The 21,737-nt window shown below is 61.2% G+C and carries 16 protein-coding genes; 9 read left to right on the plus strand and 7 right to left on the minus strand.

The genetic code is table 11. The features are described from left to right. Positions 1-22: 22 nt before the first annotated feature. The 9 genes from PLANPX_RS03615 (at position 23) to PLANPX_RS03655 (ending at position 11,721) form a co-directional block, all read left to right on the plus strand. Positions 23-913 carry a putative capsular polysaccharide synthesis family protein gene (locus PLANPX_RS03615; protein WP_152097406.1) on the plus strand — a complete coding sequence of 297 codons (891 nt, stop codon included), beginning with the start codon at positions 23-25 and terminating at the stop codon, positions 911-913. Between the two features lies 1 nt (position 914). Further along, positions 915-1,925 carry a sulfotransferase family protein gene (locus PLANPX_RS03620; RefSeq protein ID WP_152097407.1) on the plus strand — a complete coding sequence of 337 codons (1,011 nt, stop codon included), beginning with the start codon at positions 915-917 and terminating at the stop codon, positions 1,923-1,925. A 74-nt stretch (positions 1,926-1,999) separates the two neighbouring features. Continuing rightward, positions 2,000-2,383, plus strand: a complete 384-nt coding sequence (locus PLANPX_RS03625) for an STAS domain-containing protein (protein ID WP_152097408.1) — start codon at positions 2,000-2,002, stop codon at positions 2,381-2,383. Positions 2,384-2,925: 542 nt separating this feature from the next. Beyond that, positions 2,926-4,377, plus strand: coding sequence for a sulfatase (locus tag PLANPX_RS03630; RefSeq protein WP_152097409.1), 1,452 nt, complete (start codon positions 2,926-2,928; stop codon positions 4,375-4,377). Between the two features lie 167 nt (positions 4,378-4,544). Continuing rightward, positions 4,545-5,558 carry a DUF1559 domain-containing protein gene (locus tag PLANPX_RS03635; RefSeq protein WP_152101782.1) on the plus strand — a complete coding sequence of 338 codons (1,014 nt, stop codon included), beginning with the start codon at positions 4,545-4,547 and terminating at the stop codon, positions 5,556-5,558. A 45-nt stretch (positions 5,559-5,603) separates the two neighbouring features. Continuing rightward, entirely contained in the window at positions 5,604-8,300 is a 2,697-nt protein-coding gene (locus PLANPX_RS03640) for a PSD1 and planctomycete cytochrome C domain-containing protein (protein WP_198421841.1), read from the plus strand. A gap of 59 nt (positions 8,301-8,359) precedes the next feature. Next, the gene (locus PLANPX_RS03645) at positions 8,360-9,766 is read left to right on the plus strand and encodes a DUF1501 domain-containing protein (protein ID WP_152097410.1); all 1,407 of its coding nucleotides are present in this window, start codon (positions 8,360-8,362) and stop codon (positions 9,764-9,766) included. A 470-nt stretch (positions 9,767-10,236) separates the two neighbouring features. Then, positions 10,237-10,677 (plus strand): hypothetical protein, encoded by a 441-nt coding sequence (locus tag PLANPX_RS03650; protein WP_152097411.1) that lies wholly within the window; start codon positions 10,237-10,239, stop codon positions 10,675-10,677. A gap of 60 nt (positions 10,678-10,737) precedes the next feature. Further along, positions 10,738-11,721: a DUF1559 domain-containing protein gene (locus tag PLANPX_RS03655; RefSeq protein WP_152097412.1), complete on the plus strand. Its 984-nt coding sequence runs from the start codon at positions 10,738-10,740 to the stop codon at positions 11,719-11,721. Positions 11,722-11,759: 38 nt separating this feature from the next. Here PLANPX_RS03655 and PLANPX_RS03660 read toward each other — a convergent pair whose 3' ends face one another. From PLANPX_RS03660 to PLANPX_RS03690, 7 genes are all read right to left on the minus strand, one after another. Further along, positions 11,760-12,485, minus strand: coding sequence for a response regulator (locus PLANPX_RS03660; RefSeq protein ID WP_152097413.1), 726 nt, complete (start codon positions 12,483-12,485; stop codon positions 11,760-11,762). After that, positions 12,482-15,190 carry a sensor histidine kinase gene (locus tag PLANPX_RS03665; RefSeq protein ID WP_152097414.1) on the minus strand — a complete coding sequence of 903 codons (2,709 nt, stop codon included), beginning with the start codon at positions 15,188-15,190 and terminating at the stop codon, positions 12,482-12,484. Before PLANPX_RS03665 ends, PLANPX_RS03660 begins: the two co-directional genes overlap by 4 nt. Positions 15,191-15,204: 14 nt before the next feature. Further along, entirely contained in the window at positions 15,205-15,774 is a 570-nt protein-coding gene (kdpC, locus tag PLANPX_RS03670; RefSeq protein WP_152097415.1) for a potassium-transporting ATPase subunit KdpC, read from the minus strand. A 12-nt stretch (positions 15,775-15,786) separates the two neighbouring features. Beyond that, the gene (gene kdpB, locus PLANPX_RS03675) at positions 15,787-17,859 is read right to left on the minus strand and encodes a potassium-transporting ATPase subunit KdpB (protein WP_152097416.1); all 2,073 of its coding nucleotides are present in this window, start codon (positions 17,857-17,859) and stop codon (positions 15,787-15,789) included. A 68-nt stretch (positions 17,860-17,927) separates the two neighbouring features. Further along, positions 17,928-19,697: a potassium-transporting ATPase subunit KdpA gene (gene kdpA, locus PLANPX_RS03680; protein WP_152097417.1), complete on the minus strand. Its 1,770-nt coding sequence runs from the start codon at positions 19,695-19,697 to the stop codon at positions 17,928-17,930. Further along, positions 19,694-19,786 (minus strand): potassium-transporting ATPase subunit F, encoded by a 93-nt coding sequence (locus PLANPX_RS03685; RefSeq protein WP_152097418.1) that lies wholly within the window; start codon positions 19,784-19,786, stop codon positions 19,694-19,696. Before PLANPX_RS03685 ends, kdpA begins: the two co-directional genes overlap by 4 nt. A 420-nt stretch (positions 19,787-20,206) precedes the next feature. Further along, on the minus strand, positions 20,207-21,442 hold the full coding sequence (locus PLANPX_RS03690; protein WP_152097419.1) for a Glu/Leu/Phe/Val family dehydrogenase: 1,236 nt from the start codon (positions 21,440-21,442) through the stop codon (positions 20,207-20,209). Positions 21,443-21,737 lie beyond the last annotated feature (295 nt).

Consider the following 21,737-nt stretch of genomic DNA (forward strand, 5'->3'; position numbering starts at 1 on the left):
TTTTTCAACGTCTGTGCGAATCATGCTCCGTGCGCTGCTTAAATACGCTCAGCTTTCAAGTCGCTTCTATCTGACAGGTAGAGCGCCGACGATCGTCTACTCGAAGGAGCGGACCGGCAGCGTTGCGCTTTACCATGCGCTGCGGAACGCCGGAACTCACGCGATCGCAACCCACTATCTCGACCCTGCCAAGGTCGCCGAGGGCAAGCTATCGGGAAGCGCGCGCTGGGCGTCGCGGCACGTCGTCGTCCCGCGGAAGCCGGCGAAGTTTATTTCACTCATCCGCAATCCTATCGATAACTTGGTATCGACCTTCGCCAGGCAGGAGTTCGTCGACAAACCAACGGCCGAGGGCCGCTCGCTCGCAGCCGCGCTCGACGTCAGCGCGGCGCAGTTGGCCGATCGGTTCCAGCGGCATTACTTGGACGGAGGCGAGTATCGCCGCGAATTGAACTGGTTCGACGCGGAACTGAAGGTCGCCCTTGGGATCGACGTCTTCTCGCACCCGTTCGACAAGACCGCGGGCCATGGCCGCATCGTGGCTGGTACGGTCGAGTTGCTTTTGCTGCGAACCGAACTGCCGGACGACGCCAAGGCGGCGGCGGTCGCCGAATTCCTGGAGCTGCCGGGCTTCAAGATCGACGGGGGGCCGGAGAACGCGAACGGAAGACCAGGCGTCGCCGGTGAGCAGTCGGCCTACTGCCAGCACTACCGTGAATTGAAGAATCTAGTTCGCATTTCTTCGCAACATTGGGACGCGATTGCCAACTCGAAGCTAGTGCGGCACTTCATTGGCGACCGCGAACTCAGTGAGAGCCGGGCGAAGTGGGCTGTGGCGCCTGCTGCCGAACGATCGCGGGGCAGTATCCCGGCAAACATCCGCTACGCTTCTTCAGAATTGGGACGCCCTTAGCATGACGACCGCGGCTCCTCCGAGCGACGAAACATCGATCGGCGACACAGTGCCTGGCTCCGCGACGCAGGGGATCGAGCATGCGCTGCGCATGATTTCGCGCAGCGACAACGAACTTCTGCAGCAGCCGATTATCGTCGTCGGCGCCGGCCGTAGCGGGATGAATTTTCTCGGTGACGCGATCGCGCAGCATCCGCGCCTTGCGGTCGCGCACGAGCCACGCCTCATTTGGAAGCATGGAAACGATCGGCTTTCCGATGCGCTGCAGGCCCGCCATGCCCGGCCGGAAGTTATCGCCGACATCCGTGCACGCTTCGCCTCGGTCGTGCGCAAGGCCGGCAAGGAACGGTACATCGACGTCACGCCTGGCAACTCAGTGCGCCTCCCTTTCGTCGACCGCGTGTTTCCAGATTGTCGCTTTGTCCATTTCATTCGAGACGGCGTCGACAACGTCCTCTCCATGCGTCGCTTCTACGGCGTCGTCGCGAGATCGCTGCGGTCGAACACTCCCAAGCTCCGCGATAGTTTCATGGCGCGCCGTGCGAAAGAACTGCGATTGAAGCAGGCGCCTTACATGGCCATGGAAGCGATCAGGCATTTGGCTCCTCCCTGGTTGTTGCCAATCGTAGGGATGCCGGTGGTCGGTGTGCGCCTCCCAGCGATGTCGGCGATGCGACGCGAGATGGATTTGCTCGACGTCTGTTTTCTGCAATGGAGAACGTCCGTCGAATGGGCGTGTCAGTTCGGCCGCAGCTTGCCTCCGGGGCGATACATCGAGTGTCGCATCGAAACGTTTGGAGAAGACGACTTGCGGCGCATCTACGATTTCCTCGGGTTGGAAATCTCGCCGCAGGCGGTCGAGTTCGTGCGGCGGAATTTCGAACCGGGAAGAATTGGTCCTGCGATGCAGGACTGCTTTCCTGAGGAACTGGAAAGACTACGACGGATGGTTGCGCCGACGATGCAGTGGATTGAAGCGAACCCACACGCCGCGACGCCCACCGCGAAGTAACGCTGCGAAGTAACGCGACTACCGCACGCCAGGCCTCTTTGTTTCACGAACCGTATTCTTCGACGAGTCACGCCATGTCTGACAGCGAGACAAACTGGATTGATAGCCGATTGGAAGAGGGCGTGCGGATCGTGACAATCACTGTCGGGCGACTCAATCCGAAGGTGCATCTTCGCAAAGAGTTCGCGCAAACGCTCGCCGACGCGGTGGCAGCGGGTGACCGTCGTTTCGTCCTCAACTTGTCACAGGTGCGGTACACGAACCACACGTACGGAATCCTGCAATTGGCGTTCACTGCCGGCAACGTGCTCCACGGCACGGGGAGCCGGATTGCCGTGTGCGGACTGAAGGGGCACCCGCGGCGGGCCTACCTCTTCTCCGATATCGAGCAGTTCATTCCGGAGTTTCGTACCAAGCGACGTGCGGTTGCCCACGTGAGTCAGCCAGTGCTGGCTTAGGCGGCGGGTGTTCGTGCCGCTGCAGCCCCTCGCCGGGCGCCGGCTTCCCAGCAACGACGCTGGGAAACTCCATCCGATCTCACGGTGGCGTGAATCTCGCCATGTGCCGCGGCCAAATTCCGCCGACTTGGCGCAGTTTCGACGTTCGCCCCGAAGCGGTACGACGTTTGCGTTTCCCCAGCGCGGCGGCGAGTTGAGCGCGCAATAGTGCGTTGACGTCGTTCGCCGCAGGGCTCCCGCTCTGCCCGCCGACCGCTAGCAGTGCGGCGGCCAGCCATTCGTCTCTGCGTAGCCTACTGGGAAGCCGGAAGCTCGCTGCCAAGATCAGGATTCTTGCACGATGCACCTCCCCAACGTTCCCGCTATCGCCTTCCCGCCGCACCCGCCTCGGCTGCCGTCCTGTTGTTGCTGTTGTCGTTAGCAACTAGGACGCGTCTCGCAAATTCGTCGAGACGCTTTCTCTCGCCGGCAAGTTCTGCTGGCAGGGCATTGGCGACTTGTTCAGTCGCTGCAGCCACGACTTCACTCATTTGGAGATTTCCATGAAGACCTTTCATCGTCGCTTACTGGCGACCCTCTCACTCTTGTTCGCATCGTCCGCCCCGTCGTTTGCGGCCGAGTCGGCGGCGCCAACTTCCAAGCCGAACGTCATCGTCATTGTCGCCGACGACCTCGGTTACGGCGATCTCGGCTTCCAGGGCGGCAAGGACGTGCCGACGCCGCACATCGACAGCCTTGCGAAGAACGGCGTTCGCTTCACCGACGGCTACGTCACCGGAACCGTTTGCAGCCCGACGCGAGCTGGTCTGGTGACTGGCCGTTACCAACAACGATTCGGTCATGAGTTCAATCCAGGCGGCGTCGACCAAACCGCCGGCACGCTCCTCGGGCTGCCGCTCAGCGAATCAACCATTGCCGACGCACTGAAGAAGGTCGGCTACAAAACGGCTCTCGTCGGTAAGTGGCACCTTGGCTCGAATGAAAAGCTACGTCCGCAACAACGGGGCTTCGATGAGTTTTACGGCTTTCTCGGCGGCGCTCATCCCTACGTGCCGAACGACACAAACACTGCCGGCGGCGGCCCCATCTTCCGCGGCAACGAAGAAATCGACGCTCCCGCCCACCTGACGGCAGCCTTCGGCAAAGAAGCGGCGGCGTTCATCGAACGCCAAAAGAAGGGAGATCCCTTCTACCTCCAACTCACCTTCAACGCGGTTCACAATCCGCTGCAACCCGATGCCGAGCACCTCGCTCGCTTCGAGAAGATCAGCGATCCGAAGCGTCGCGCTTACGCAGGCCTTTTGAGCGGCCTCGACGACGCCGTCGGCGACGTTCTCAAGGCACTGCAAGATTCGGGGCAAGAAGAGAACACGCTGGTATTCTTCATCAGCGACAACGGCGGTCCGCAGCAAGGAAACGGCAGCAACAACGCCCCGCTCACCGGCGACAAAGCGACGGTGCTCGAAGGCGGCATCCGCGTGCCGTTCGTCCTGCAGTGGAAAGGCAAACTGCCGGCCGGATCGGTCTACAAGCAACCGGTGATCTCGCTCGACATCCCCGCGACGGCTGCTGAGCTGGCCGGCGCGACGCTCGGTTCGACGGAGCGCCCGATCGACGGGGTGAACATCATTCCTTACGTCCTCGGCGAGAACCAAGCGGCGCCGCACAAGTCGCTCTATTGGCGGGCGGGTCCGCAACATGCCATCCGTCAAGGCAACTTTAAGCTGCGTCAACAGGCCAACCAACCGCCGAAGTTGTTCGACGTGATTGCCGACGTTGCCGAGCAGAAGGATCTTGCATCGGCGAAGCCTGAAGTCGTGAAGGAGCTCGCCGCCGCCTACGACGAGTGGGACAAGCAGCTTGCCAAGCCGCTGTGGAAGGGAGGCCCGCGCAAGGGGCGTCAGCAGAATGCGGCTCAGCGGGCCGCCCGCGCTGAACGCCGTGCAAAGGCTGCCCCTACTGTTACGCCGGCGCCAGCGGCAAATCCTAGCTGAGTTGCTGATCGCGTCGTTTCGCAGTGACCGTCGGCCAGACTCGCTGGCCGACGGTTTAGTCTCCGCAAATTGTTTCGCGATCACCGAGGGCCAGTAGCTCAGAGCCGTCGAATCATCGGGCAATACTCCCTGGCTTCGCAGGAAACGCGTTAGAATCTGAATCCAAAATGAAAATCAAACAGCAACCAATCTCTGGCTTCACGCTTGTAGAACTACTTGTCGTGATCGCCATCATTGGCGTCCTGGTCGCGATGTTGCTTCCAGCGGTGCAGGCAGCGAGAGAAGCGGCACGTCGCAACGACTGCGCGAATCGGCTTCGCCAGGTCGGGCTCGCGTCCCTCAACTTCGAGGGGGCGAAGAAATCGCTCCCCATGGGGCGCCAATTGCCCGGAGCCTGGGGCGTCCACTCGAAGCTGCTCCCGTACCTTGAGCAAACCACCATCTACAACACCGTTGATTTTGAACAAGCAGTTGCCGAGGCAGATGCGCGTTTATTGGACGTCGCTGCTTTCGTTTGCCCCACTGATTCGATGGATCGCCTGGCCGATACTCCCTTAGCTGACAATCAGGATGGTTGGGGGCGGAATAGTTACCGCGCCAACGCAGGCAGCGACACCGGTGAAATGACCGGGACCGGCGTGCCGAAGACGCAGATCGAACGAAATAACGGCATGTTTGTCACGAATCGCGCCATCCGACTCAAGGAGGTGATCGACGGGACGTCGCATACCGCGCTGTTCAGCGAGCGGGTGCGCGGCGACGGAGACAATACGGCGGTGGAGATCGCCAGCGACTGGTTCCGCATTTCCGAAGGCAACGCCACCGCCGATCAAGTCGCCACGGCTTGCCTGGCGCTCAACGTCTCGACGATGAACAAGGCTCAATCTCAGTTCTCCCGCGGCGGACGCAACTGGCCGCTCGGGAACTACGCCGTGTCGCGCTACAACCACATCCTCCCGCCCAATGAACGGAGTTGCTCTCGCGATAGCGGCGGGGGGAATCTCGGCGCCAACTTCAATGCCAATGGCGGCGCTACGACCGCAACGAGCTGGCATTCCGGCGGCGTGAACGTCGTCAGAGTCGATGGAAGCCTGCAGTTCGCGACCGACGGCGTCGATCCGGCCGTTTGGCGTGCGATTGGCTCTCGCGACGGCGAGGAAGTCGTTGACAGCCAGCTGTGAACACGTGCGATGAATGTCACAACCGCCGCAGGATGCGATCGACCCATGAACACCGTAAGCCAAAGTGTAACGCCGCCAAGACGCCAGTGGCGGCAGACGATGGGCGGCAGGACGCTCCTCTGGGCGGCTGTTGCACTCAGCTTCACCAGCAGCGCGTTATGCCGCGCTGAGCACACAGCCGAGCAACTCGAATTCTTCGAACAAAAGATTCGCCCGCTGCTGGTGGAGAACTGCTACACCTGCCACTCGGCCGATACGAACGCGCAAGGCGGCCTACGCGTCGACGATCGCAACGGCCTGATTGCAGGCGGCAACCGCGCTGCCGCCGTTGTGCCAGGCAAACCAGAAGAGAGTCTCCTGCTGCGGGCGGTAAGCTACGCCGACAAGCGACTGCAAATGCCGCCGGGCGAACAATTGTCGTCGGAGCAGATAGCCGATCTCACTCAATGGATTGCCGACGGTGCCGCTTGGCCGAGCGAGCATGCGTCGGTCGACGTCTCGGCGCCCAATGCTGAGTACGACCGCCTGCGCCGCGAGCACTGGGCCTGGCAGCCGCTGCAAGCCGTCGACCCTCCGACGGCGGAGCCCCAGTCATGGCCTCGCGACGCGGTCGATCACTTCGTCCTCGCCAAACTGAACGCCGAGAATCTTCAGCCGGTCGCAGACGCGGATCGGCTCACGTTGATTCGGCGGGTGACGTTCGACCTCACCGGGCTGCCGCCGACCTTAGCGGAAGTCGACGCCTTCCTTGCCGACCAATCGCCCGATGCTTACGAGCAGGTTGTCGACCGTTTGCTCGCTTCTCCCGCGTTCGGCGAGCGTTGGGGCCGCCACTGGCTCGACGTCGCTCGCTACGGCGAATCGACCGGCTCGTCGCGCAACGTGCCGCTGCCGCACGCCTGGCGGTACCGCGATTACGTCATCGATTCGTTCAACGCCGACAAGCCGTACGACCAGTTCATCTGCGAACAAATCGCCGGCGACCTGATGCCGGCCGCGTCGGAGGAACAGCGCCGCGAGCAACTGATCGCCACCGGCTTTTTGGCGCTCGGCGTGAAAGACGTCAACCAGCGATTCAAAGTCCGCTTCATCATGGACAACGTCGACGAGCAGATTGATACGGTCAGCCGCTCCGTCTTGGCGCTCACGGCAAGTTGCGCGCGTTGCCATGATCACAAGTTCGACCCGATTCCGGCTCGCGACTATTACGCACTTGCCGGCATTTTCCGCAGTAGCGAACTCTGCGCAGGCGTTCGCAACAAGATGGGCGGCGGCGGCCTCGACTATTACGATCCACAGGCGCTGCTGCGACTCGGCGGCGAGGTGAAAGCCCCGCCGGCTGCGAAGGTTGCCAAGGCCAAAGCACGGCTTGAGGAGGCGCAGGCGGCGTGGGAGGCGATTCGCGGCACGCCCGAAGGCCTCTCGCGCGGTCCTAACGGTCGACCCAAGCAACGCGCATTTCGCGTGAAGTTCGACGAAGCGCAGCAAGCGTATTTGGAGTTGAGCGATCCGTCGCTGCAGGGCCAGGCTGCCGTCGGGGTTCGCGACGCGAAGGAAGTTGGCGACACCGAGTATCGCATTCGCGGCGAAGCTGAACTGCTCGGGCCGGTCGTGCCGCGCGGCTTCCCTGCCCTCGTGCAAATTCCCAATGCACCTGCAATTCCCGCAGAACAAAGCGGAAGGCTCGAATTGGCCCAGTGGCTGACGAGCCGAGACAATCCGCTGACCTCGCGGGTCATCGTCAATCGCGTATGGCGCCACCTGTTCGGCCGCGGCATCGTGTCGAGCGTCGACAACTTCGGCACAACCGGAGACGTGCCGACCCACCCCGAACTCCTCGACCATCTCGCTGCGAGTTTCGTCGACGAAGGCTGGTCGATCAAGCGACTGGTCCGCCGTCTCGTGCTGACGCGAACATACCAACTCGACTCGACCGCACTAGCAGCAAATGTCGCCGTCGACCCCGCCAACCGCTGGAACTGGCGGCACACGCCGCGGCGGCTCGATGCCGAGGAGCTTCGCGACGCTACGCTCGCCGCCGCTGGCAAGCTCATCGCAAGCCGGCCGGAGGGATCGCCAGTCACCGAACTTCGCGTCATGGAACTGCAAAACAATAGCCGCCTTGCTCGCAACATTGAAGAAGCGGCGAACGAGAGCCAGCACCGCAGCGTTTACTTACCTCTGGTTCGCAGCCTCACGCCCACCTCGCTCCAGGTGTTCGATTTCGCTGAGCAAGGTATGGTTTCCGGCAACCGCGACGTCACGACGGTTGCGACCCAATCGTTATATCTGCTCAACGATCCATTTATTCGCAGACAGTCGCTGAACCTGTCGCAGCAGTTGCTCGAGGGAGAAGCTCTCGACGATGCAACTCGGGTGAACCAAGCGTATCGCAAAATTCTCGGCAGAAACGTGACCGCGGAAGAGGCGACCCGTGCAGCAGAATACCTGCGCGATTTCGAAGAGGCAGTCGCGGCAAATGGCGGCATCGAGCGACAACTGGTTTCAACGCCGTCGCGAGCGGCAGGCGGCCCTGCAGCCCCGCTGGATGAAGCTCCGGCGACGACTGGTGCATCAACTGCGAACGTCGCCGCAGAGCCGCCGCCCGATCCTGACCAGATCGTCTACTCTGACGCCCCGGTGAAGGCGGAGTCGCTCGGCCCGATCTCGCCGCGCACCGCGGCGTGGATGACCTTCTGCCAGGCGCTCTTTGGCTCCGTTGAATGCCGGTACTTGAAGTAACTGCGTCTCGATTGCGACCTATCCCCTCACGCATCGTCCAAGAACGAGCGGAAACGGCCATGTCCAATTCTCAACAACGTGCCGCGGTCGGCTTCCCAGGAATCTCGCGCCGGCAACTGCTGCGCGGAGCTGGCGCCGGGTTCGGCTATCTCGCTCTCGCCGGCATGCTCGGCCGGCACGCACCAGCTGCATTCGGAGCAGCGGCGACCGAGACGAAAGGGCCGCTCGCTCCCAAGGGATCTCACTTCCCGGTCCGCGCGAAACGCATCATTTTCTTGTTCATGCAAGGCTCGATCTCCCAAATGGATACGTGGGAGTACAAGCCGGAACTTCAACGCAACGACGGCAAGGTCGCTCCCGGCGGCGGCAAGCTCACGGCGTCTAAGTTCAAGTTCGCTCAGCACGGCCAAACCGGAACGTGGGTCTCGGAACTCTTCCCGCACACGGCGCAACATGTCGACAAGTTCTGCTTCTTGCGTGGGCTACACACCGACACGCCGGCGCATCCGCAGGCGGTCATTCAGCTCCACACCGGGACGGCGCTCGCATCGCTCACGCGTCCTTCGATGGGCGCCTGGATGATGTACGGCTTGGGGACGGAGAACCAAGATCTGCCGGGATACATTTCGATCAACCCGCCCCCGAGTTTCGGCGGCGCCGGCAACTACGGCAGTGCATTTTTGCCAGCCTACTACCAGGGGATGAAAATCAACGATGTCGGCTACGTGCCGAACCTTCAGGCCAAGACAGACCTCGGACTCCAACGGCGGCAGATCGACCTCCTGCAGTCGATGAATCGCGACCTTGCCGCCTCGCCGAGTGCGCCCGATCATCTGCAAGGAGTCATCGAGTCCTACGAGCTGGCGTTTCGGATGCAAACGAAGGTGCCGGAGTTGCTCGACCTCTCGCGCGAACCGGAGCATGTTCGCGAGGCCTACGGCGTGAAGGACGGACCTGCAGGAAGCTTTGCCCGGCAGTGCCTGATGGCCCGCCGTCTGAGCGAAGCAGGCGTTCGCTTTGTGGAGATTTGCCATCCTGGCTGGGATCAGCACAATAACCTGCACAAAGACCTCATCAAAAACTCCGCCGCCACGGACCAGCCGACGGCCGCGTTGTTGGCCGACCTCGAACAGCGCGGCCTGCTCGACGAAACGCTCGTCCTCTTCGGCAGCGAATTCGGCCGGCTTCCCACGTCGCAAGGTCCGGACGGCCGCGATCACAACATCACCGGCTACCCCATGTGGCTGGCCGGCGGCGGCGTGAAGGCCGGCTACACGCATGGCGCCACCGACGAACTCGGCCGTCACGCCGTCGAAGGCCGGATGCACACAATGGATCTCCACGCCACCCTGCTCGCGTTGATGGGACTCGATCACGAGCGTCTGACCTACAACTACGCCGGGCGAGATTTCCGCCTCACCGACGTGGGCGGAAATGTGGCGACAGAAATCTTCGCGTCGTCCTGAGCGATGCCAAGCCGCTGTCTCCTGCTGCAACGTCCGTTACCGCAGGCCTGAAACGCAGGTGATTGAAAAAGTCTTGATGTGTTTCAGGCGGACGTCATCGCGTCGCGCGAGCGTTGACGGTTGTGCGGCTGTGACGAGTGGTCGCTCAACCTGCGTGTTGGCTAACCGCTGCGAATGCGCCGCCCGCCGAGTCGCCTTTCGAGCGAACTCTTCTGCCCCTCCGGGGCATCGTTACTCACGCCGCCGCGTTGGCTGAGCGGATATCTATTCAATCGCTTTTGCGTAACCCGCTCGCGCTTCTGCTGCGGGGCGCCGGCAAATTCGATCCCAAGCGATGAAATTAAATCATTTTTATTGACTCACGCCCGTATATTTTTTAGATAGGCCTAACGCAAAACGAAGTAACTAGTATTGTATTAGCGAAGCCGCCCCAATCGGTCGTGCGGCGTCATCTACGAGAGTGTGCCGAAGTGCTCAAGCAAGAGATTCGTAACGTCGCGTGCCTCGTCATCGCATTAGTCGTTGCTGCGGGGTGCGGTCCGAAAACTGATCGCCTGCCGATTAGCGGCACGGTGACTCTCGACGGCGCACCGCTCGACAGCGGCTCGATTCGCTTCAATTCGAGGCCCGGAGAGAAACTGCAGTCGGCCGGCGCGATGATTCACGACGGCGCGTATGAAATTCCAGCGGAGCAGGGTCTGCTTCCGGGGATCTACATCGTTGAAATGAGTTCTCCTGATACGAAGGCGCCGCCGATCATGGTCGGCGGCGACGACGGCAGCCCTAAGTTTCCGGTGGCCCCTGATCGTATTCCTCCAGAGTTTAATAGCGGCGGCGGGAAGACAATCGAACTGAGCCGCGATGGAGACGCCAAATTCAATTTTGAGGTAACGAGCTCGTCTAAAAAGTAGATTGGATCGGGCAAGAGTGCGAATCGAGCGGGTTGCTCAGGTTTTTGAGGGTTATGCGATATGCGACGCAATCGAGTTGGCTTTACGTTGGTGGAGTTGTTGGTCGTGATCGCAATCATTGGCGTGCTCGTGTCGCTGCTGCTGCCTGCCGTGCAAGCGGCGCGTGAATCAGCGCGGCGCTCGCAGTGCACCAACAACGTCAAGCAGCTTGGCCTGGGGATTCAGAATTTCCACGACACGAAGCAGGAATTGCCGTATGGAAATGTAAGTGCTTTGTACGGGACGTGGATGCCGCAGATTTTGCCGTTTATTGAGCAGCAACAACTCGGCGCCCAGTACACGTTTCCGCCGGCTTCGATTACGAACATCAACGATACGACGGCTTTGGCGCCATACACTTATGCGGCGAACAGACCGGCCAACACTCCGCCGACAAACAACCTTGGCGTAGTTCAAACTCGCATCCAAACGCTCACCTGCCCCAGCGACGAGCCGCAGAGCGTCTACACTTACTCAATGCACAACTATCTTCTCAACTACGGCAATACCAACCATCAGAACTTTGCTCAAGGCTCGGGGGCCACGCTTCTTAACCCTCTCAAAGGACCGTTTGTGGGCACTGAACTCGTGCTCCATCCGATCGGCGTTAAGTTCAAGGAGATTACCGACGGTTTGAGCAATACGCTTCTCGCCTCCGAGACACTGCAGGGACGCGACGGCGATCTCCGCGGACTCTCGTGGTGGGGATGGGCTGCAGGATTCGAGGCCTACAATACTCCGAATACCACGGCCCCAGATTATATTCAGCGAGCCGATTACTGCTTCGCCCCGCCGCAGTATCAGAACCCTCCTTGTCAGGCGCAAACCGGAAACACGTCGGTTAGGCTTTATATGAGCGCCGCGGCTCGCAGCGGCCACCCTGGCGGCGTAGTTGCGGGCCTCTGCGACGCGTCAGTGCAGTACGTTTCGGATGGCGTTGATCTAGCTGTATGGCGTGCAGTGAGCACCATTGCCGGCGATGAAGCGGTGAGCTTGACGAACTAGCGCCTTCGATTGGGCCGGTCCGGCCGCTTCGGCGGCTGCTACTCGGCGTCGCCGGCGTCCGCACGCAGATCCCGCAAGCGATACCCGACCCCCTGCTCCGTCACCAAATACTTTGGCTGGCTCGGGTTATCCTCGATCTTTTTTCGAATGGTCGCCATGAACACGCGCACGTGGTGCGGTTCGTGCGGCGCCCGCGGTCCCCACACGTCGCGAATGAGTTGGTGATGAGAGATCACCCTGCCCAGATTGCGTGCCAAGATCGAAAGCAAGTCGAATTCGATCTTCGTCAATCGAATCTCTCGCCCCGCCTTGCTCACCTTTCGGCCCGGCAAGTCGATGGCGAGGTCCCCAAGCAGCAACGGTTTGTCGTCAGCGTCCTTCAGCAAAGGCCGCGTCGCGCGCCGCATCGACGCCCGAATTCTCGCGAGCAATTCAGCTACGCTGAACGGCTTAGAAAGATAGTCGTCCGCCCCGGCGTCGAGCGCGGCGACCTTTGACGCTTCTTCGCCGCGAGCGGAGATGACGATAATTGGCACCATCGACCATTCGCGCGTTTGCCGAATGATCTCGACGCCGTCCACATCCGGCAGGCCCAGGTCGAGCAAGATGATCGCGGGCGCTTGCTGCGTGATAATGCGTAGCCCTTCGCGCCCGTCGCTCGCCTCCGCGACGGCAAAGTCTTCAACTTCCAGCGACGCTTTGAGAAAACGTCGAATCGGGGCTTCATCCTCGATGACCGCCACGAGGGGTCGCGATCCAATCATGGCGTCGCTTCTCCCGTCGATTCAATCGGCGCTGGCGGAACGCCGCCGCACGGTAGCTTTACCCGAACGATCGCGCCGCCGCCCGGCCGATTGCTCGCTTCGATTTGCCCCTGATGCAAGTCGACGACCGCGCGGCAAATCGCCAAGCCGATGCCGGTGCCCCGTTGATCGGGCCTAGCCGTTTCGCCGCGATAAAACAAATCGAACACTTTTTGCTCGTCGCCAGGTTGAAAGCCTCTGCCGCGATCAGCCACTTCGATCTCGACGTAATCGCCGCGGCCTTGAGCAGACACCTCGATCGCGGATTCGCGCGGCGAGTACTTGGCCGCGTTGTCCACGAGATTTATCAGTAATTGCTCGACCAGGGAAGCATCGATGTTAACCATGGGAAGAGCAGCGTCCAGCGTCGTCTCGATTTTTCGATCGCCCAGCTGCCTTTCCATTCTAGTCAATGCGGAGCCGATGACCTCCTCGATCAGATGCCACTGCCGGTCGAGATGGACCTTTCCGCTGGACAGTCGCGTCATGTACAACAATTTTTCCACGAGACGCGAGAGCGAATCAGCTTCTTCGTTGATGGTTGCCAGCAGCTCCGAGCGCGTTTTGGCGTCGAGCGAATCGTAAGCCAGGGCAAGCGCGCTGCTCGCTCCCGCGATCCCGGCCAGCGGCGTGCGGATGTCGTGGGAGACGGCGCTGAGCAGCGAACTCCTGAGCTTCTCCGTTTCCGCCTGAGTTTGCGCATGCTGAGCCGTGAGCACTGAGTTGTCGCGCTCGATCGAGAGCGCTAGCAGACTCGCGCAGGTTTCGAGCAATCGCTGCTGTTCGGGGTCCAGGAACTTATTGCTGTCTGTCGGCCGCACGCCCACGGCGCCGATCGTCTCTTGCGAGCCGATGAGCGGGACGAACGTCGCCGTCGCGTTCGGCAACGTGTCGGTGCCGGCGCCCGCAATTTTTCCTTTGTCGGCGACCCACTGCGCAACGTCTCGGTTGTGCGGCGACGAGGCGATCGACGTCCCCTCGCCATATCGTAGCGCGAGTATGCCAGCTGAATCGCGAATATACAGCACCGCTTCGCCATTGAAGATTTCCTCCAGTTGCCGGCCAGCCGTACGCACGAGAAACTCGGTCCCTGAGAGCTCGCTCAACTGGCGTGTGATCCGGAACAACTGGCTCGTCCGCCGCTCCTGCTGCTGCGAGGCGACAAGTTGAGCTCGCTGCCGCGACGCGAACCCGACGATCAGCAAGCCGATGCCAAGCATGACGCCGAACGTGATCAGATACTCGCTATCGCTCACCGAAAACGTAAAGTGCGGCGGAACGAAGCAATAGTCGAAAACAATCACGCTGGCGACCGTCATGGCGATCGACGGACCGCGGCTCAAGCGGGTCGACGCCAGTGCCACCCCCGCCAGGAAAAACATGACGATGTTCGTCTCAGCCAAGCCGAAATGGTTAGCCAACGCGCCCAACATCGCACACGTCGCCACCACCGCCGCCGCGATATAGTACTCGCGGTTAGCGACGTTTACCGAAATGGCTGGCTGCGGACTTGGCGGAGGTCCATCGCCATCGCCCGAGACGACGTACACGTCGATCGGCCCGCAACGTTTGAGGAGCTCGTCAACGATGGTTCCAAACAGCCGCCGCTTCCACCAAGCTTGGGCAGTCTTACCAACGACGATTTTCGTAACGTTCCGCTCACGGGCAAAATCGATGAGCGTTTCCGCGACGTTGCGTCCAATGAGCGTATGCGTTTCCGCTCCTAATCGCTCCGCAAGCCGCAGATTGAGTCCGGTGGCTCGTTCTGTTTTGCTAGAAACGTCTCCGCTGACGCCTGTGTTGACGGCCACGGCAATCCAATCGGCGCCCAGCGACGCTGCGAGCCGTTTGGCTGAGCGCAAGATCTTCGCGCTCGACGGGCTTGGCCCCACGCAAACGAGGAGCCGTTCGTTAGTATTCCAAGGCGCCAGCACTGCGCGTTCGTTGCGCGCCGCCTCGACGTCGCGCTGCAGTCGCCGCGCCGCCTGCCGCAGCGACAGCTCGCGCAGCGCGACAAGATTTCCCTTCTGAAAAAAGCTCTGCAGAGCCTGCTCGGCCTTCTTCGGGACGTAGACTTTTCCTTCTTGTAGCCTCTCGACGAGCTCCGCCGGCGTCACGTCGATCAGCTCGATTTCGTCGGCATGCTCCAAGACCGCGTCCGGCAGCGTCTCGCGGACGACGACGCCGGTGATTTGGGCGATAATGTCGTTCAGGCTTTCAATGTGCTGAACATTCAGCGTCGTCCAAACATCAATGCCCGCGTCGAGTAGCTCAATAACGTCTTGCCAGCGTTTGGCGTGCCTGAGGCCTTCAGCATTGGTGTGCGCGAGCTCGTCGACGAGCAGCAGCTCGGGCTTCCTAGCGAGTGCAGCGTCGAGGTTAAACTCCCGAAGCTCCACGCCCCGGTACGGAACAAACAGGTACGGAATCGCTTCGAACCCCGCAGCCAACGACTCTGTCTCGACCCGACCATGCGGCTCCACATAGCCGACGACGACGTCGACGCCTTCCGCGCGCTCGCGCCGCGCGGTCGACAGCATCGAATAAGTTTTCCCGACCCCAGCGGCATAGCCGAAGAAGATGCGCAACCTCCCGCGACCAGCCCGATGCTCCTCAAGATGGAGTTGAGCCAGCAGTTGATCGGGATTCGGTCGCGAGTCGGTCACGTTCTTCCTTTTGGCTAGTCAGCCGATTGAGCGGCGTCCAACGCAAGATTCAGCTCCAGCACGTTGACGCGAGGCTCGCCCAGCAAGCCGAAGGTTCGGCCCGCGGTGGCCTGGGCGACCAACGGACGAACCTCGTCGACTTTCATCCCGCGCTGCTTGGCAACGCGTTCTAGTTGGTACTCAATCGCCGCCGGGCTGATGTGCGGATCGAGCCCGCTGCCCGACGCCGTTACCAAATCAATCGGCACTCGCTTATCCGCTCCATGGGCGGCTTGCATGGCTTCAATCCGACCTTTCACAGCGTCGAGCTGCGCCGGATTCGTCGGGCCCAGGTTGCTGCCCGTCGATGCTGCACCATTGTAGCTTGCCGCCGATGGTCGGCCCCAAAAGTACTTCGGATCGGTAAACCCTTGGCCGATGAGGCTCGAACCAACAGCCTTTCCGTCGACTTCGATCAAACTGCCTTGCGCCTGGCGCGGAAACGCTACGTTGGCGACCACCGTCACGACGAGCGGGTACGCCACGCCGGTCACGGCCGTGAGCGCCAAGAACACGACCAACGCTGGGCGAAATTGCGATAACATAAGTATTCTCCTTTATGCCAAGCCGCAGGCGGCAAGGGCAACGTCAATAATTTTAATGCCAATGAAGGGGACGAGCAGACCGCCCAGGCCGTAGATCAGCAAGTTGTCCCGCAGCAAACGCGCGGCGCCGACGGCCCGGTAGGGAACTCCGCGCAGCGCCAGCGGCACCAGCATGATGATGATCAACGCATTGAAGATCACCGCCGACATGATCGCGCTCGACGGGCTGGCCAGTCCCATGACATTCAGCTTGTTGAGCACCGGGTAGGTCGTCGCAAACGCGGCCGGAATGATCGCGAAATACTTCGCCACGTCGTTCGCAAGGCTAAACGTCGTCAGCGATCCCCGCGTCATCAGCAACTGCTTGCCGATCTCGACGATCTCGATCAGCTTCGTTGGATTCGAATCTAGATCGACCATGTTGCCCGCTTCCTTCGCGGCTTGCGTGCCGGAGTTCATCGCCACGGCCACGTCGGCCTGGGCGAGCGCGGGCGAGTCGTTCGTGCCGTCGCCGGTCATTGCTACCAGGCGGCCGCCCGCTTGGTACTCGCGAATCATCTTGAGCTTTGCCTCGGGCGTTGCTTCCGCAAGGAAGTCGTCGACGCCCGCTTCCGCCGCAATCGCGGTCGCGGTGAGCGGGTTGTCGCCGGTGATCATCACGGTCTTGATGCCCATGCGGCGCAGTTCGCCGAACCGCTCTTTGATGCCCCCTTTGACGATGTCTTTCAGATAGACGACGCCCAGCGCCCGACCGCCGTCGGCGACGACGAGCGGCGTGCCGCCCATTTTCGACACGCGTTCCACGGCCTCGCGCACATCGCCTGAAAGCGCGCCGCCATGCTCAGCGACGAACTTGGCGATGCTGTCCGTAGCCCCTTTGCGAATCATCCGTCCGTCGAAGTCGACGCCGCTAACCCGCGTTTGAGCGGTAAACGGAATGAACTGAGCGTGCAGTTCGTTCACGTTGCGTCCGCGCAGGCCGTACTTTTCCTTCGCCAACACGACGATGCTGCGCCCTTCCGGCGTCTCGTCGGCGAGCGAGGCAAGTTGCGCGGCGTCGGCCAGCGACTGAACCTGCACTCCGGAGGCGGGAATCAACTCCACGGCTTGCCGATTGCCCATGGTGATCGTTCCCGTCTTATCGAGCAGTAGCACATCGACGTCGCCCGCGGCCTCGACGGCGCGACCCGACATGGCGATAACGTTCGCTTGGATCATGCGATCCATCCCCGCGATGCCGATGGCGGATAGCAAACCGCCGATCGTCGTCGGAATCAGGCAGACCAACAGCGCCACGAGCACGGTCACCGTGATCGGACTCCCCTGCCCTGCCGCCTCGACGCTGTACTTCGAGAACGGCAATAGCGTTGTGCACACCACCAGGAAGATGATGGTCATCGCCGCCAGCAAGATGTTCAGCGAGATTTCGTTCGGCGTCTTTTGGCGTTTGGCGCCTTCGACCAACGAGATCATGCGATCGAGGAAGGTTTCGCCGGGATTGGCCGTGATTCGTACAACGAGCCAGTCCGAAAGAACCCGCGTGCCGCCGGTGACGCTGCTGCGATCGCCGCCGCTCTCACGAATCACGGGCGCGCTTTCGCCCGTGATAGCGCTTTCGTCGACGGAGGCGACGCCCTCGATGACTTCACCGTCGCTGGGAATCAACTCTCCGGCTTCGATCAAGATCACGTCGTCTTTCCTCAAGCTCGACGCGACTGTCAGTTGATGACTGGCGCCGTAGCGAGGTTCGTTGAGCTTCTTCGCTTGCACGTCGCGACGCGTCGAACGCAGCGAATCGGCTTGCGCCTTGCCGCGCCCTTCGGCCATCGCTTCCGCGAAGTTGGCGAACAGCACGGTGAACCATAGCCACGCCGACACGCCGAAGATGAACGCCGGCGACTCGCTGCCGCCGTTCGCAAGAGCGTAGAAGCCGAGGCCGGTGGTCAGTACGCTGCCCACGAACACCGTGAACAGCACGGGATTGCGCAGCTGGCGTCTGGGGTCGAGTTTCTTGAAGGAGTCGATGACCGCGCCGCGCACAATCGGCGGGTCAAAGAGAGGTCGTGTTTTAGGAGCAGTTGACATAGGTCATCGGTCTGTTGAGACCGCTAAAAGATTTGATGGGAATACCTCGAGGTCCGCTGGCGCTTGCATCAGGAAGCGATCATTTGTAAGTGCTCCACAACGGGCCCCAGTGCGAGCGCGGGCACGAACGTCAGGGCGCCGACCAGCAACACGGTGCACACCAGCATCACCACGAACAGCGGTTGATGCGTCGGCAGCGTGCCAGCGCTCGGCGGCGAGTACTTCTTGCGAGCCAGCGATCCGGCGATCGCGAGCACAGGAATAATCAGCCAGTACCGCGAGGCGAACATCGCGATGCCGAGCAGCACGTTGTAAAATGGCTCGTTGGCGGTCAGGCCCGCGAAGGCGCTGCCGTTGTTGTTGCCTGCCGAAGACAGGGCGTACAACACTTCCGAGAAGCCGTGAGCTCCCGGGTTGTTGAGGTTGCCCTTCACTTCTTCGCCAGACAGGTACGCCAGGCCAGGGCCTGCAACAGCGATTGCCGTGCCGACCAGCACCATGCAGCACGGAATGAGAATGACCAATGACGCCATCTTCATTTCGAAGGCTTCAATCTTCTTGCCGAGGTACTCCGGAGTCCGGCCCACCATCAGGCCGGCGATGAACACCGCGACGATTGCGAACATCAGCATGCCGTAGAGGCCGCTGCCCACGCCGCCGAAAATAATCTCGCCAAGTTGCATCAGCCACATCGGAATCAGCCCGCCGAGCGGCGTGAACGAATCGTGCATCGCGTTGACGCTGCCGTTCGACGCAGCCGTCGTCGCCGACGCCCAAATCGCGGAATTGACGATGCCGAAGCGAGTCTCTTTCCCTTCCATGTTGCCGCCGGACTGAGCGTCCGAGACGACGTCGTCGGCGCCCATCGCCGCATACTGCGGCACGCCCGATTGCTCGGCCACGATCACGCCGAGCGTGAGCGGCAAGAAGATCACCAGCATCGCGGCGAAAATCGCCCAGCCCTGTCGTACGTCGCCGACCATCACGCCAAATGTGCAGCACAGCGCCGCTGGAATCAGCAGAATCGCGAGGACTTGGAGGAAGTTCGACAGCGGCGTCGGGTTCTCGAACGGGTGGGCGGAGTTCACATTGAAGAATCCGCCGCCGTTCGTGCCGAGTTGCTTGATCGCGACCTGCGATGCGACAGGGCCCATCGCGAGCAATTGCGTGGTCGTGGGATCGCCTTCAGCCGACGGAATCGGTTCCGCAAGCTCAACGGTCTTGTAGGCGTCGAAGTTTTGGATAACGCCCTGAGAGACGAGCGCTACCGCCCAGATGACGGAGAGCGGCAAGAGTATGTAGAGCGTCGATCGCACAAGATCGACCCAAAAGTTGCCAATCGTCGTCGAGGTGCGACGCACCAAACCGCGAATCAGCGCGGCGAGCACGGCGATGCCCGTCGCCGCCGAGACGAAGTTCTGTACCGTCAGCGCGAACGCCTGCGACAGATAGCTCAGCGTCGTTTCGCCGCCATAGCTTTGCCAATTCGTGTTCGAGGCGAAGCTTACCGCCGTGTCGAACGCCAGGTCAGGAGTCGCTCCCGGAAATTCCTGTGGATTGAGCGGCAACGCTCCCTGCAGACGCAACACGGCGTAAACGGCGACGATGCCGATGAGGTTGAACGCCATGACGCCGAACGCGTACTGACGCCAACCCATCTCGCTACCGACGTCGACGCCGGCAATGCGATAGATGCCTCTTTCGCACCAGCCAAGCAGTCGTTCCAGCCCGCCAGGTTTACCTTCCAATACGCGCGCCATGTACGCGCCCAACGGCTTCGCGAGCGCGGCGAGCACCGCGACGAACAAGCCAAACTGAATCCATGCATTAACGTTCATTCGAACCACTCCGGCTTCACGAGCGCCGCGGTCAGATAAAAAAACAGTCCGGCGGACAGGACCAACGCGATCAGTTCTACGCCGTTCATTACTTGCCTCCCATCAGCCGATCGCACGCGGCGATCATCAGCCAAGAGAGCACGGCGCAGATGCAAAACATCGCCGCCATGGCTAGATCATTCATGTTTCACGTCACTCTGGATGCGATAGTGCTTACGGCGCTCGAACATTGAACGCCTTCGTAAGTATCGCGAGATCGCCGTCAAGCGCGCATCAAATCTCGAAGCGGCGGCATCAAGATTTCGTCAAGAAGGCAATTGAAAGCGGCCAGATCGGCCGCTCGTGACCATGCGCTGGTGGATATGCCCCCAACGGAGCAGTGTGCAGGATTCGTCTGTCTGACGACTTGCCCAGCTACAAGAGAAGAGGCGAGAAAGCGGAAGGCGCAATGCTCGCGCGCTGGCGATCGCTTAGAAGCGGCCGCTTCTTTCCATCATGGTCACGCGTGCTTAGTTCATGCCGTCTAGCGACGTTGCGAACGCGACGCGTCGAATGCCGATCATGTAGGCCGCTAACCGCAGCGAGATGTTGCGGGCGTCCGCCTCGGCGGAGACTTCGTCGTAGGCGGTCGTCAGCGTGCGCTCGAGTTCGCTACGAACGCGTTGGAGATTCCAGCGGTAGTGCTGGCGGTTCTGCGCCCATTCGAAATAGCTGGCCGTCACGCCGCCGGCATTGGCCAGAATATCTGGCAAGATCGCAACGCCGCGTGCATTCAAATAGCGATCCGCCTCGGGGCTAATCGGGCCGTTCGCCGCCTCGACGATCATTGGCGCCTTGATGCGAGTCATGTTCGCCTCAGTGACCACGCCGCCAATAGCCGCTGGAATGAGCATGTCGACTTCGATTTCCAGCAGTTCATCGTTGGAGATCAGGTTGCCTTCGTTCAGTTCCTTGATGGAAGATTTCTGCTGAGCGACGTGTCGCAATGCTTGCCCGACGTCCAATCCTTGAGGGGCGTAGCGAGCTCCGTACTGATCGCTGATCGCGACGATGCGACACCCTGCTTCGCTTAGGAAGCGGGCGACGTGCGAACCGACGTTGCCGAACCCTTGCACGGCGACGCTCGTCTCGCGAGGATCGCGGTTGAGACGCTGCATGAGCTTGAGTGCTAGAATCCCCGCTCCTCTGCCGGTCGCCTCCGCACGACCCGGAATGCCATAGTGTTCCACGGCCTTGCCGGTCACGACTCCCGGATTGAATCCGTGGTACTTATTGAACTGGCTCATGATCCAGGCCATCACGCGCTGGTCGGTGCCGATGTCGGGAGCAGGGATGTCGACGTCGGGTCCAATGATGTCGTGGATGCCGTCGATGAAGCGTCGGGTGATGCGTTCGAGCTCGCGCTCGCTGACTTTGGCGACGTCGACGACGACTCCCCCTTTGGCTCCGCCGTAGGGAAGGTCGACCACCGCGGCTTTCCAAGTCATCAGCGACGCTAGCCCGCGCACTTCGTCCAGATCGACGCCGGGGTGATATCGCAAGCCCCCTTTCATGGGGCCGCGAGCGCGATTGTGCTGCACTCGATAGCCGACGAGGCAAGCCGTTTTCCCGGAGTCCGTTTCGTAGGGGATTTGCACTTGCACCTCTCTCAAGGGGGTTGAGAGCAGGTCGCGCAGACTGTCGTGCACCGCGAGTTGGTCTGCCGCTTCGTTGAAGAAGTGTTGCGTAGCCTCGAATAATCTCATTTGGCTGGGGGGTTATGTGATTAAGGGGCAAACAAATATTAGTTTTGAATGCAGACGTGGCGCGATGCGTAAGAGAAAGCGGCGCTTGCCAATCGTTTGGCCAGCGCGAGCCGACTCGATCCTTCGCTCGGCGCGGATTGTTAGATTGCGACGGTCGACGTGGTCGCCGTCAGTTGAGAGATTGCGGGCACGCGTTGCTCTGAACCCAAGCTCTCGCACATGCCGAGCGCGAACGCCATCCCAGACGCTCTGCGTTGGGCTTCGCTCACGTTCACCGGCAAGCTTTTTAGCAGGG

This window comes from Lacipirellula parvula, from assembly GCF_009177095.1.
GTDB lineage: Bacteria > Planctomycetota > Planctomycetia > Pirellulales > Lacipirellulaceae > Lacipirellula > Lacipirellula parvula.